The sequence below is a fragment of the Pedobacter sp. ISL-64 genome, from assembly GCF_018613605.1.
Lineage (GTDB): Bacteria > Bacteroidota > Bacteroidia > Sphingobacteriales > Sphingobacteriaceae > Pedobacter.
Genome location: NZ_JAGGPU010000008.1, coordinates 135,587 through 149,938 on the forward strand (window position 1 = coordinate 135,587; position 14,352 = coordinate 149,938).

The window sequence follows — 14,352 nt, forward strand, 5'->3', positions numbered from 1 at the left end:
ACCTGTGTCTATCCTTCATATCTGTGGTTAAATATTTTTCGAATTTGCCTAACTACTACATTGCCTCAAGCCCCGAATGCATTTCTGGTTATAGTACAATCCTAAACCCTTTACCCTAACCGCGAAACCTAACTAAGCTCCTTTCTTCGAACCCAAGCTCTGCATGAGTTGATCATACAGATCGTCGCTTGTAGCTTTTTGCGGTTTCATCTTTTTAACCGTTGCGCGTTTGCCTTTAGACTTTGCTTTAATAATCTTCAAGAGTTCACTACTGTAGTCATCTTTAAAGGCGCTCAAGTCGAATTTAGAGCTGTATTGTTTAATCAAAGCCAACCCCACATCCATTTCTTTTTTGGTTATGGTAATATCATCAACCTTGTTAATTTCTGATAAACTCCTTATTTCCTGCTCAAACCTGATTTTAGTAATCACAATTACATGCTCCATGGGATGGATAACACAAAGATTTTCTGTATTCCGTAGTACAAATCTGGCCACTCCAGCCTTACCCGATTTTTCTAAGGCCTTTAGCAATAATCCATAAGCTTTTTTGCCCTGTTTTTCAGGTTCGGTGTAATAGGAAGTTTCATAATAAACAGGATTAATATCTTTTATATCAACAAAATTCTCTAATTCAATAATTTTAGTTTTTTCAGGTGCAGCCTCTTCAAAATCGTGCTTATCTAACACAACGTATCTGTCTTTTAAAAAATAACCTCTAACAATCTTCTCATAAGGCACTTCTTTATGGGTATTTTCGTTCACCCTTAAAAATTTAATCTTTGCGTGATCACGCTCATCAAGCATATCTAAATCGAGGTTACTATTCTGGACAGCAGAAAACAACTTAATTGGAATGTTTACCAAGCCAAATCCAATAGAACCTTTCCATATTGATCTCATAATTAAATATTTACTTACTAACAAGTGTCTAAATCAGATTGTTTTGGCTTTATTAAGCGTAAATTGAGGAAATCACAAACTATTTAGATAATACAATGTTATTTAAGTATCAACCTATTTGAATACATATGAAAATCGCCTACATTTCAACCTATCCTCCTCGTGAATGCGGTTTAGCTACATTTAATCAAAATTTGGTTAATGCCTTAAGTTTAAATCCTGCTTATAATTCACAGAAAAGCTTTGTTGTTGCATTAAATGAATCGGATGATGTTAATGAACACGCTTACCCAAGCGAAGTGAAGTTCGTCATCCGTCAGCAAAATCAAAAAGATTATATCGATGCTGCAGATTTTATCAATAACAGTGATGTAGATAGTTGTATTATTGAACATGAATTCGGTATATATGGTGGCAACAGCGGCGTATTCTTATTGTCCCTAATCAATAGATTAAAAAAGCCATTCATTACTATTTTGCATACGGTTTTAAAAGAACCAAATTTTATGCAACAAACCATTATTAAAGAAATTGCAGTTAAATCATCTAAAGTAGTGGTGATGAGCAAAAAAGCAGTCATGTTTTTAACCAGTATTTACCAGATCCCTAAGACTTCAATCAAATTAATTGAACATGGCGTTCCAGATCTGGAACCTATACCCAATAACGAAATTGTTCAGAGTGCGCTTTTTACCGATCGAAAGGTGCTGTTTACATTCGGCTTAATCAGCAGAAATAAAGGCTTAGAAACCGTAATTAAAGCTTTGCCAGAAATTGTCGCTCAACATCCAGATGTTTTATATGTGATTCTGGGTAATACTCATCCTGGCGTTGTAAAACATAATGGTGAGGAATATCGCGATAGTTTGAAAGCATTGGCAAAAGACTTAGGAGTGGAAAATAATATTGCTTTTGTTAATAAATTTGTATCTGAAGAAGAATTGCACCAGTATTTAACAGCCTGTTATTTATACATCACGCCTTATTTAAATGAAGCGCAGATAACCAGCGGTACTTTATCTTATGCTATTGGTGCAGGTGCAGCAGTAGTTTCTACTCCATATTGGCATGCACAAGAACTTTTAGCTGATAACAGAGGCAAATTATTTGATTTCAAAAATGATGCGCAACTGGCAACCATTGTTAATGAACTATTAAGTGATAAGGATAAATATCAAAAACTGAAGCGAAATGCTTATGAATATGGCTTAAATCTTCGTTGGCCAGCCATTGGAAGTGTTTATCTTAATGTGTTAAACGAGGCTCTGGCCAATGGAAAAAAACCCGAAAGAGTTACACCTCCTATTATTGATGTGGAAGGTATGCCAGTGCTTAATTTAGATCATATTTCGCTACTAACCGATGATACCGGAATTATTCAGCATGCCCGTTTTGGCATTCCAAATCTGAAAGAAGGCTATTGCATTGATGATAATGCGAGGGCATTAATTATGGCACTAATGGCTATCGAGCAGGATAAAAATCCTAAAGCTTTAAAGTTCATGCCCGTTTATCTGAGCTTTATTCAATATATGCAAACCGATGATGGGAATTTTAGGAATTTCTTGAGTTTTAACCGCAATTATTTGGATGAAATAGGCTCAGAAGACTCTTTTGGCCGTACCATCTGGTCATTGGGTTATTTAGTTTGCAGTGCACCCAACAATTCTTACCGTGAATTTGGTAGGGAATTATTTTCGCATTCTATTCCGCATTTTAAAGAATTAAAATATCTCCGTGGAAAAGCCAATACCATTATTGGTCTATCATATTATCTTTGTGCCCATCCTGGTGATGAGTTAATCACAAAAGAAATCAATATGCTGGCCAATTCATTAATGGCATCATATCAAGACAATAAGGATGGCGATTGGCATTGGTTTGAAGATATTCTTACCTATGATAATGCAATCCTTCCTTTGGCTTTACTTCATCATTATGAAGTTACCGGAAATACAACATCCTATAAAATTGCGATGGAGAGTATTGAGTTTTTAAATAGCTTTTCTTTCGAAAATGGATATCTAAATCCGGTTGGAAATGCAGGATGGATGAAAAAACATGGCAAAAACCCTATCTATGACCAACAGGCTATAGAAACAATGGCAATGGTTTTACTCTATGCTAAAACATTCGAGGTAACCAAAGATGATAAATATTTAAATTTAATGCATGTTAGCTACGAGTGGTTTTTAGGAAGAAACAGCCTGCATATTCCTTTATACGATTTTGAAACACATGGATGTGCAGATGGACTACAGTTTAACAGTGTAAACAGGAATCAAGGTGCTGAGAGTACATTGGCCTATTTCATCTCCCATTTGGCTATATTAAAGGCAGCAGAAGCGGAATATGAAACACTGTCGTCTCCCCTTGTAGAAGCTGATAAATGTAGCTAGAAGTTAAATTGTCTTGGAAATAAAAAGGCTGGTTCAGAAATGAACCGGCCTTTTTATTTTAATCGTCATTGCGAGAAGGAACGACGAAGCAATCTCGTTTATATGATTAATCCATAAAATGAGATTGCTTCTTGCTTCGGAATATAATTTTACTAAAGTAGATGCTGACCACGTAGTAGCTACAAGACAATTGAAAATACTACGGTAGCGTAATGGAGAATCCTAAAGCTCTTCAAGGCAAAATCTTTAAACTTTCGGTAACATAGTTCAAAGATCTCTCCTCCAAAGGAGTTCCTATGGAACACTCCGCCTTGCTTCGGTCGAGATGACGATTTTTCCGCTGGTGTCTATCAATAGTAGCCTGTCGAAGGACTTGTTTAAATGCCCCTTAAAACGTTTCGACAAGCTCTCCGTAGGAGTCCTTTGCACAACGTGACAAATCAAAAATGAAACCACAACTTATGATATAGCCTCATGAAAGATCTGTGTTAATTATTTTCCAGCAATTTGGCCAGCAACAACTCCAGATTTACACTTGCAAACGAAGAACTATAATCAGATAAACCATAAGGAATAATTAATTCTCCATTACTGATAATCGATCCGCAGGAATATACCACGTTGGGCACATAACCTTCACGTTCATCATTATTGGGAATAATCAACGGTTCCTTTAAATGGCCTATTTCTATACTTGGGTTTTCAAGATCCAATAAACTTACTCCAATACAGTATCTTCGCATTGGCCCCACCCCATGTGTAATTACAATCCATCCTTTTTCTGTTTCTATCGGAGAACCGCAATTGCCGATCTGTACCAGCTCCCAATCATACCGTGGTTGTTTTAAAAGAACCGGGTTTTCCCAAACATTTACTTTATCAGAAAACATCAGGTAGTTATTCCAGCCATCTATCCGGCTCATCATCACGTATTTCCCTCTAATTTTTCGTGGGAATAATGCCAGATTCTTATTTTGTGCACCATCGCCATAAAGCGGAATCACTTTGAACTCGTAAAAATCTTCGGTTTGCACTAGTTTGGGAATAATTAATGAACCATCAAATGCGGTATAAGTGGCATAATATAATACTTTGCCATCGTCTTTAATAAATTTAACAAAACGAGCATCTTCAATCCCTTTACGTTCAAATTCTGAAATGGGAAAAATTACACGATCAGAAATATCGGTATCTTTTGAAAAAGTTATGGTATGATAAGTATCTGATAACCAAAGTATTTTATCATATTCAATTAAACGTGTTGGATTTTCCTTATGTAAACTTTTAGAATCTTTAATGATATTACTCAAACTGGTATATTCAAATTTATCATCCAGTTTTGATTCAATTTCTTCCAATACCGAGGGATCAATCTGCGCGTAGGCTGCTTTTTTTAAGAATAGTTTTTTTACATAAATGGCATTTTTTACCACCTCAGCCTCATCAACATAATTTCCAACAGGTAAAACCTGGATATTATTGTCTTTATCAATTAAAGCCCGCCTAAAAACAATAGAAGAAATGTGACCTTCGCCAACAGCCCTAAAACTGATAATTACCCGTTTTTCACCTTCTACCAGATCGGTTTGGTCGGGATCGTCTACAATACTGGGATTGAAAAAAGCGGCAGATTCAATTGAGTATTCGTGGGTAAAATAAGCGCCAATAAGCAGCTTGGTATATTCATCCAAATCTTCTATTTCAGTACCTAGGGCAATAAACTGCTTTTTTAATTTTTTGCAATGGCGGGTTAAAATTTTAGTGATATTTCGATGCCTTTTCGAATATTCCTGTAATATGGGCGATATCAGCGAAAAAACTTTTTCATCTGAAAACTCTAAAACCTTCCTGATTACTTCTAATGCTCTTTCCTCTCCGTTAAAAAAAAAACGGGCGATAACTCTTTTAGTATCTGGGTTAACCTTAACAGGTTTACGTTCTATGTATAATCTCATTATTTATGCTGTTATGTAGTAATTTAACGCCTTCGGCCCTATTTCTTCCAACTTTATATTAACGAAATTTACGACTTAATTGTTTATATTATTTACAGTATTTGCACATAATTTTTACCTTTAGTTATTCACCCTCATATGTTAAATTAAACCTTAAATGCAATACGAAAAAGCAGATAACATGATTCCGTCAGATGAAACCTTGCGTTTAGAGAAATTAAGATATTACGAGATTTTAGGTACACCTGCGGAAAGTGCTTTTGATCAGATTGCACAATTGGCTGCTGAAATATTTGATGTTCCGAATGCAGGTATCGGTTTTCAGACGGATGGGGAGATTTTTATGAAAGCTCAATTGGGATTATCAATCGGGTTACCTATAAAAAGTGAAGCATTTACTTTTTTTGCCTCTACTCCAATCAGTTCGCCTGAAGGTTACCATATCGGCCTGATTTATGTTGCCGACACTAAATTTAAAACAGCCGAAGAGCAGCAGCTAAAAATGCTGAAGCATTTAGCGGGGATGGTAATGGAAAAACTGGAGTCTAGAATTGCAGCTAGAAAAGCTTTCAGGGCCTACGATGATCGTTTACATGTGCTTATTCATGATCTTAAAAACCCGATGACGACCATTTCACTTCAATCTGAATTGCTGGGACGAATTCCTGGGATTGATGACAAAGCAGCATTAATTGCTGGAAAGATTAATGCGCAATCGAAAAGAATGATTGATAATCTGAATGGCATTTTAAGTGCTGCCCGGAAAGAAGCCAACTCTTTTAAGCCAAAGAAGGATAAAGTAGATTTAAAGGAAATATTAGAACATGTAAAACTAGGACTCAATTTAGCTCTTCAGCGTAAAAATCAAATCGTTTTAATTGATATTAAGGAGCCTGTTGAAATTTTTGCTGATCCAGATAAATTAGCAATGGTTTTTGGCGAGTTGATTAATAATGCCATCAAGTTTTCACCAATGGGAGAAAAGATTTACATCACCAATCAAACGGCAGAAAACGCGGTGACTATTTCGATAAAAGATAATGGCGTGGGCCTGACTGAAGAAGACTTGCGTAAAGTTTTTATGAAATTCGCCCAGCTGAGTTCTGTAAGCACAAACCAGGAAAACACCTATGGCTTGGGACTAATCACTGTAAATGCATTAGTGGATATACATAAGGGAAAGTTGTGGGTAGAAAGCAAAGGAAAAAATTTAGGTACAACATTTTATGTAACGCTACCCATTAAATAAGTTTAAATCTAATAATTCGCTTAGTTTCATTTCTTCGAGTAAAATTCTTTCAGGAATAGCATTTCTATGGTACGACCATTTTATTAATCTTATAAAGCCATTTTCGATTTCGATACCAGTCATATCGCCATCACTAAAACAACAACATCCGCTATTAAAGTAACCCGGTTTGTATTTACCAAAACGTGGCGTTTTATCTCCTTCTTTTATCAGTTTATAAAGCTCTGCATTTAAAACAGCAAGATCATCAGCATTCTTTTCTTTTTTGGCTTTATTCAGTTTTATATAAATCCGTTCCAGATGTGTTAACGAAGCAAAAACCGGCTGATGTGTATGTCCCGTAATTAAAGCCAGGTTCTTTTTTGTAGCTACCCAGCTGTACATTAATGCGTTATGTGCTGTTTTAAGTTGGTTGCTGTATGCTGGGGTATTCGGGTTAATTTGAAGGTATGATTGCAGTGGTGCCCATATTGTACTCACAAACCATTTGCTAAACCAGTTTCCATCACTCTGTAAATCGCCCTGATGGCCGTGGGTTAAGAAAATATCAAGCTTACTTTCCCCCACTGTCATCCGTAATATTGCACCTTCGTAAATATGGATTTTAGTTCCGTAAATTCTATTGAGGTTAAATCCCGCTAAAGGATCATTATCCCAGTATAAATCATGGTTACCAAATATTTTAGTGAAATGGTTTTTTGAAATAAAAGCTTTTTCTGCTTCGAAAGTAGCCTTATTGTGTTTAATTACAGATTCTAGCAAATTCTCCCAAAGTTCCTCGCTATCGCCCAAATTAATATAATGGAAATCTTGTTGGTTATAGTATTCGAGCGCCTTTAAATAATTCTTTTCAGCTAAAGTAAAATCATCGGCATAATCGCGGGCACCTTTATGCTGGTCAGATAAAACGATAAATTTATCAGCATTGGCAACATCAAAAATAAGTCCACGTTTACCAGGTGTTGTGTTGATGGTTTTGTACAGTTTATTTAAAGCTGCATGAATGCGTTTACGGTTGGGCCTTGAACCAAATTTATTCGACATGCGAATAATCCAGGCACTAAGTAAACGTTGTAAGAATTTCCGCATGTATAAAATGAGCCTTCGCTAGTATTATTGTTTCTCAAAATAACAAAAAATATCACCAATCGTTTTTTCTGAAAAGCAATAGTGGTAATTATTAGGTTAGGTTCGGCCTTGCTTTCCGTTTTACGCCGATGAAAAATCGACATGCTCACTCCAATCAAGTTTAGCTTACATCGGTTAATCGCTTTTATTAAAGTCAGTCCCTTTCTATCGCCAATAAAATAAAGCCTTTACTTTAAATAATATTTTACTAAATTTGTTAGTATTGAAAAGATCAGGAAGCACAGATTTACCCCTACATTATGGCCATGTACCACCATGGCTGGCGCAGCGTATGGCAACACTTGGCCTGGCTATAACGGAAGCGATATTATTAGAATATGGTAAAGCAGAAGTAATACGCCGTTTAAGCAATCCTTTTTGGTTTCAGAGTTTAGGTGCTGTAATGGGTATGGACTGGCATTCGTCTGGAATTACGACATCGGTAATGGGCGCTTTGAAGAAATCGATTAATCCGTTATCGAAAGAGTTGGGAATTTACATTTGCGGAGGCAAAGGAAAACATAGCAGAGAAACGCCAAATGAACTTTTAAAAATTGCCGACAAAACGGGGTTAAATGGGACAGCGTTGGTTCGGGCCAGTAAACTCAGTGCAAAAGTAGACAATACAGCCATTCAAGACGGTTTTCAATTGTATCTTCATAGTTTTATTTTAAGCAGCGAAGGCGATTGGGCAGTGGTGCAACAAGGCATGAGCGATAGTAGCTCGACAGCAAGAAGATACCATTGGCATTCTGAAAACCTAAAATCTTTTGTCGAAGAACCGCATACGGGTATCTGTGGCATTAATCAAGGGAAAATCTTAAATCTAACGGCTAATGATGCTGATAAAACGAGGCAGAGCATGATGAGCATTACAGCTGAATCGCCAGTGAGAATGCTTAATGAAATACAAAAACTGGTATTGCCCGATCATCATGAGGTAAAATCGAAAGATGTAGATTTAAAACGTTTAGGAAGTATTTTATGGCTTGCACAGGAAAAGCAGCCGAGAGATTTTGAGGAATTATTATTACTCGAAGGCATGGGGCCAAGAACCTTACAATCGATGGCATTAGTGAGTGAGGTGATTTATGGTACACCTTCGCGATTTAGCGATCCTGCCCGTTATTCTTTTGCACATGGCGGCAAAGACGGACATCCCTTCCCTGTTCCGGTAAATGTTTATGATGAGACCATAAGCGTTTTGCAAAAAGCAATTGAAAAAGCGAAGATTGGAAACACAGATAAACAGCAAGCCATCAAATCATTGCATCAAATTGCGCGAAATGCGGAAAAAGATTTTGTTCCTAATATGGATTTTGAAAAGGTAATTCAAAAAGAACGTGCCGAAAGCTGGAAATATGGCGGCAGAACAGTTTTTGGGAAAGAAAAGCCACCAAAGAACGAGCAGTTGAAGTTGTTTTAAATCGGATTTGTTTTGCCACGGAAATATGGGACGCACAGATCTATTTCCAGATTACAGACTGATGTAACTTGTATGTGCAACCTGAAAATAAATCTCAGGTTGAAGAATGCACATTTTCTTTTAAGTTACACCTATACGGCTTTTATTGGCAGATCTGATATAAAAGGCATACCATATGTTTATTAAGATAATCCTTTCTTATTCTTATAAGTCATTTTGGCTTTAGTGCCTGCGCTATAATTGTAATTTTTTAAGTTACTGGCTTTCTTTTCGTGAAAAGCTGCACCACGGTCAGCATCCTCATCTTCTTCAGCGTTTTTCTTTTTCTTTGGTTTAGCAGCTGCATCAACAACTTTCAAATCTTCAGGCAACTCCATTACCTCTAATTTCTGGCCAATTGCCTGTTCAATTTTTTTCACCTCAATCAATTCGATGTCGGTAGAAAAAGTGATCGCCACCACATCTTCATCGCCATGTTTAACAATGCGCTGGATTAACGTTTCTTTCTGCTCAGGTAATTCTAAGTGAAGGATAAAAGGAATTCCCTGAATATCCAGTTCTTCTAAATTCTCATTGGCAACAATTAAAACTCTTGCACCTGGGTTATCTTTAAAGTCCTCAATATCGTCATAACCTTTATCATCAAAAAACAGCGAGCGATAGATACTGATCTCGCCTTCTTTATGCTGATTAAAGTTTTTATAAACTGTTTGTGCGGTTAAACGTGTATTTACAAAAACCACAACTTTATCAAAAACCTCGGTATCGTTTAATAATAAGGTTAACAGGTTAAGCTTTGTTCTGAAATTAGGCACCTGATAAAGCATCTGCTGATAAACTTCTGCCTGCTTTTCGCCTATTTCATCTACCTCGATGGTTGTGGTAGAATCTTTCATGAAAGGAGAAATCATCAGATTTAATTTCTCATGAATTACTTCGGTAAACACCACATGTTGAGATTTATAAGCACTGTTGGCCAATTCTACAACGGGTAACTGCAGGCCTTTTTTAACAATAAGCTCTGCATTATCTACAATAAACAACTGTATTTTATTAGTATTTAGTGCTAGTTTTAAATATAAAGCACGAGCCCGATCGGGTACAGCAACAATAATATCGCAACCATCAGTTATTTCATTCATCTGTGTATCAACAGCACCACGGCTATCAATTCCCAAAATCCTGAAGGTATTGTTGCGGTTCAATAATTTAAATTGTTCCAGAACATGGTCAACATGTTCTGCATCAGGCACTAAAATTAAAGCCCTTGGTGCTTCCTCAAAGGCGTACTTCAACTTCATTAAAGTAGCTAAAACATAAGTTGTTGTTTTTCCCGAACCCTCCGGTCCCACCGCTATAACATCTTGTCCACCTAAAATGCGCGACATTGTTCTGGATTGGATTTCTTTTGGAGTTAAAAATCCTGCATCAGTCATGGCCGCTACAAGTGGTTTGCTAAGTTTTAATTTATCTAAAGACACAATTACTATTTTAATGTTTGAACTGCAAATATCCTTAAAATAATTAGCTTTTCTGAAATTGAATTTAATGGCTTGGAAATGAATGTTGCAAGTTCATGCCTACTCTAGTTCTATTACCCACTATTAGCTGAAGAAAATCGGGTCTGTTTCTATTCATTTTATTTAATTTATGGCAGTATCTCCAATAAAACAGCGGCTCTTCTAAAAATTATTTTACTGAAAATGAAACAGTTGTAATATTCTCTAAAATAAAAACTACTAAATCCATAGATATTATATACTTATTTCTATATTTGCTCAACATTAATCATTAACAAAAAATATGTTGAACAATTAAAACGCTAAAATCATGTCGATTTATTTTCAATACCCAGCTATAGATGAATATCCGAAACTCATTTATCCGTTACAAACTGCAACAGATGAGCCGGCACTTGTAAAGGATGAAGATAGCTTAAATAAAGAACAGATTTTAGAACTAAGAGATTATTTGGCATTAAAGCAATTATAAAAACAGGGCCAGTTGACCGATTGGAAGGTTGGAGTTTCATAAACTCTCTACAATGGTTCGAATCCATTACTAGGCCGCAAAGTGTATCTCATAGCACTTTACCCTGATTCTGCTCAATCAGGCAAGATTTGGTTATCTTATATTTGTTTTGTTGTTAGCAAAGGCTATCCGCGATGGATAGCCTTTACCTTTTTACGTAGATGCTGTCATCCTGAGCACCGAAGGTTCTTGATCAAATATCCTACCTTTTAAATTATTTAAAAGCGCAGTTCCAGGGCTCATCGTACAGGGCTGCTCCTGCTGTGCACGCTAATCTTTTTGGAAAGCATCCATTAATACAATATAACGAAGCCAAAAAGTATTTCCGTTTCCATCAGGGCTATTTAGCAGATGCGGTTATTTAAAAAATTAATTCGTAGTCGAATATGATATGATTTATTTTTTTTTAAAAAATCTCAAAACTTTTTATTTCATTCTGGGTTATTTATATAATTCACATTATACTAATCTTTTACAGATTAATTTGTTTGGTTTAAAAAAGGGATTTATGGATATAAATCCCTTTTCTTTTATGCGAATATTTTAAATCCTATATTAGCCCAATCAACATCACATCCATATTTTAGATGAACAGAAAACATTTCCTTTCTTCTTTTATTGCGACTGCAACTGTACTTCCTGCTTTTAAAACACTCGCCAATACCGTTGAAAACGAAAGCTCATCATTTAAGATCCCTCCTTATTTAAAACCTGGTGATACCATCGGGATTACGAGCCCTGCGGGATATATTACACAAGAACAAATCCAGCCTTCCGTTTTACAGATGCAAAGCTGGGGATTTACCATAAAAGTTGGCAATACTATTGGCAAACGCGATTTTACCTACGGCGGAACAGATGAGGAAAGACTAGCTGATTTTCAGCAAATGCTCGATGATCCGGCAATTAAAGCGATTATGTGCGCGCGTGGTGGTTATGGTTTTGTACGGATAATCGATAAACTCGATTTCTCTTTGTTCAAAAGAAATCCAAAATGGATTATTGGCTTTAGTGATATTACCGTTTTGCATTGCCATTTGGTCAAAAATTATGGCATTGCCTCTATCCACTCCAAAATGTGCAATAGTTTTCCTGATGACTGGAGTAAAGCCGAGCCCATACAGATTGAAACGATTTTATCTATTAAAAACGCTTTAATTGGTGAGCTAATGGGTTATACTGCCCCTATCAACATTAATAACAAACAAGGAAAAGTTGATGGCATTTTAGTGGGCGGAAACCTGAGTATTATCGAAACTTTGGCAGGTAGCGATTCTGATTTAGATACAAAAGGTAAAATCCTTTTTATTGAAGATACTGGCGAATACCTTTATCGTATTGATAGAATGTTGTGGAACCTAAAACGCAGCGGCAAACTTAAAAACCTTAAGGGATTAATTGTTGGTGGCTTTAAAGTTAAACCTGATGATGTTGGCGAAGAATTTGGCAAAACTATTTATGATATTGTTTTGGAAAAAGTAAAGGAATACAATTACCCTGTAGCTTTCGATTTCCCCGTGGGGCACCAACGAAATAATTTTGCTTTAAAATGTGGTGTAAACCATATCTTAATTGTAAACGAAACCGGCTCGATACTGAGAACTATTTAATATCTGAGTCGAGAGATCATCATGTTGAATTCATGTTATTAGCTTTTTTATTGTTTTAAAGGTCTAATAGCTACTTCGTGGTCAGCATCTTTCTCGACATTAATACCCTGAAATAAATTCAGGGTGACGACCAGATCTGAAACCTTATAAAATCTTAGGCGCCTAAAGTGGTCCAAAAAACAGACAGACTAAACTTTATATTAAAACATAAATTTTGAGTGATCTCAAAGTTTTGAGCTTTAGTCTCAGCATTTCCCCCTTTGGTCTCAATTGTTAAAACGTGGCCTTAACCGGATATATTTTTGTGTTCAATAGTTCTATAGACACAAAATTTATTCGCCATGTGCAAATACATCAAATACATTGTCGTACTCATTTTGCTTGTAGCGCCTTATGCAATCAAAGCTCAGGATATTCCACAAGTTTGGGATCTAAAAACTGCTATCGAGTATGCCAAAGAAAAAAACATTAGCATCAATACCTTAAAGCTGAGTTCTCAAACGGCAGAGCAAAATTTAATCGCTTCAAAAGCAGCGGTACTCCCAGATTTATCCGGAAATGTTTCCCAGGCCATTACCAATTATAAATCGGGTTTACAGAATAGCAGTGGTTTTGGCTTAAGTTCAGATATGACGCTGTACAATGGAAGTTATTTAAAAAATGACATTAAGGCTAAAGAACTCAGCTTACAGACCGCAAATCTATCGGTAGAAGCAGCCAAAAACGATATTACCATGTCCATCACCCAGGCTTATCTGAATATTTTATTGGCCAGAGAAAACATCACCTATTTAAAAGATCTGTTGACCACCAGCGAGGCTCAGGTTAAACAATCAGAACAACAATATAAGTTTGGAACCATTGCCAAAAAAGATTTGTTGCAATTACAGGCTACTTACGCCAATGATAAATATACTCTGATTACTGCACAAAATACTTTACAGCAAAATATTTTAACCTTAAAGCAACTGTTACAATTGCCTACAGCTACTCCTTTTGAAGTAAGTACAACAGATACGGTTGCAGTAGCCCCGGCATTGGATAATTTAGCTTCGGCACAAGATCAAGCATTGCGTACCCGTCCCGAAATTAAAAGCGGAGAATTAAATATACAGCTTCAAACCACCGAACTGGCCAAAGCAAAATCTACCTTACGCCCAACGCTGAGTTTAGGTGGATCGCTAAATACAGGTTATAACAATAATAATATCGGCGGCTACGGCTATCAGCTTAATAATAGTTTTTACCAAAACTTAGGTTTAACTCTTTCAATTCCGATTTTTGATAGAAAAGTAACCAAAACAAATGTTGCCAAGGCTAATATTGGTATTGAGCAGGCCCGCTTATCACTTTTAGATGCCAAAACAACATTAACTCAAAATGTAGAACGTGCTTACATTAATGTACAGAACGCAAACAGCCAGTATGCTGCAGCACAAGAGCAGTTTAACTATACTAGCGAGGCTTTACGCATTTCGAATGCAGCCTTAAAAGAGGGCACCAACAATATTGTAGAAAACCTGCAACAGAAAAATTTATATGTGCAGGCTTTACAGGCCTTTGTTCAGGCTAAATATACAGCAAGCCTTTATACCAAGATCTATAATTTTTACACAGGAGTTCCTATTACTAACTAAAATACATGATGATG

The 14,352-nt window shown here is 36.3% G+C and carries 10 protein-coding genes; 6 read left to right on the top strand and 4 right to left on the bottom strand.

Features of this window, described 5'->3' with window-relative positions:
* Positions 1 to 132: 132 nt before the first annotated feature.
* The gene (locus J7E57_RS12465; protein ID WP_215128888.1) at positions 133 to 903 is read right to left on the bottom strand and encodes a Ku protein; all 771 of its coding nucleotides are present in this window, start codon (positions 901 to 903) and stop codon (positions 133 to 135) included.
* 128 nt (positions 904 to 1,031) lie between these two features.
* On the opposite strand from J7E57_RS12465, the gene J7E57_RS12470 reads away from it, so the two are divergent.
* Positions 1,032 to 3,302, top strand: a complete 2,271-nt coding sequence (locus tag J7E57_RS12470; protein ID WP_215128890.1) for a glycosyltransferase — start codon at positions 1,032 to 1,034, stop codon at positions 3,300 to 3,302.
* A 488-nt stretch (positions 3,303 to 3,790) separates the two neighbouring features.
* On the opposite strand, the gene J7E57_RS12475 is transcribed toward J7E57_RS12470, so the two are convergent.
* Positions 3,791 to 5,257 carry a glycoside hydrolase family 130 protein gene (locus J7E57_RS12475; protein ID WP_215128892.1) on the bottom strand — a complete coding sequence of 489 codons (1,467 nt, stop codon included), beginning with the start codon at positions 5,255 to 5,257 and terminating at the stop codon, positions 3,791 to 3,793.
* A 157-nt stretch (positions 5,258 to 5,414) separates the two neighbouring features.
* On the opposite strand from J7E57_RS12475, the gene J7E57_RS12480 reads away from it, so the two are divergent.
* Positions 5,415 to 6,506 carry a sensor histidine kinase gene (locus J7E57_RS12480; protein WP_215128894.1) on the top strand — a complete coding sequence of 364 codons (1,092 nt, stop codon included), beginning with the start codon at positions 5,415 to 5,417 and terminating at the stop codon, positions 6,504 to 6,506.
* On the opposite strand, the gene J7E57_RS12485 is transcribed toward J7E57_RS12480, so the two are convergent.
* Positions 6,492 to 7,595, bottom strand: coding sequence for a metallophosphoesterase (locus J7E57_RS12485; RefSeq protein WP_215128896.1), 1,104 nt, complete (start codon positions 7,593 to 7,595; stop codon positions 6,492 to 6,494). The genes J7E57_RS12480 and J7E57_RS12485 overlap by 15 nt on opposite strands.
* A 262-nt stretch (positions 7,596 to 7,857) precedes the next feature.
* On the opposite strand from J7E57_RS12485, the gene J7E57_RS12490 reads away from it, so the two are divergent.
* Positions 7,858 to 9,060, top strand: a complete 1,203-nt coding sequence (locus tag J7E57_RS12490) for a DUF763 domain-containing protein (protein ID WP_215128898.1) — start codon at positions 7,858 to 7,860, stop codon at positions 9,058 to 9,060.
* A gap of 182 nt (positions 9,061 to 9,242) precedes the next feature.
* On the opposite strand, the gene J7E57_RS12495 is transcribed toward J7E57_RS12490, so the two are convergent.
* Complete coding sequence (locus tag J7E57_RS12495; protein ID WP_215128900.1) at positions 9,243 to 10,541, bottom strand: DEAD/DEAH box helicase; 1,299 nt, start codon at positions 10,539 to 10,541, stop codon at positions 9,243 to 9,245.
* A 349-nt stretch (positions 10,542 to 10,890) separates the two neighbouring features.
* On the opposite strand from J7E57_RS12495, the gene J7E57_RS12500 reads away from it, so the two are divergent.
* From J7E57_RS12500 to J7E57_RS12510, 3 genes are all read left to right on the top strand, one after another.
* Positions 10,891 to 11,052: a hypothetical protein gene (locus tag J7E57_RS12500; protein ID WP_215128903.1), complete on the top strand. Its 162-nt coding sequence runs from the start codon at positions 10,891 to 10,893 to the stop codon at positions 11,050 to 11,052.
* Between the two features lie 626 nt (positions 11,053 to 11,678).
* Entirely contained in the window at positions 11,679 to 12,701 is a 1,023-nt protein-coding gene (locus tag J7E57_RS12505) for an LD-carboxypeptidase (protein ID WP_215128905.1), read from the top strand.
* A 341-nt stretch (positions 12,702 to 13,042) separates the two neighbouring features.
* Complete coding sequence (locus tag J7E57_RS12510; RefSeq protein WP_215128907.1) at positions 13,043 to 14,338, top strand: TolC family protein; 1,296 nt, start codon at positions 13,043 to 13,045, stop codon at positions 14,336 to 14,338.
* Positions 14,339 to 14,352 lie beyond the last annotated feature (14 nt).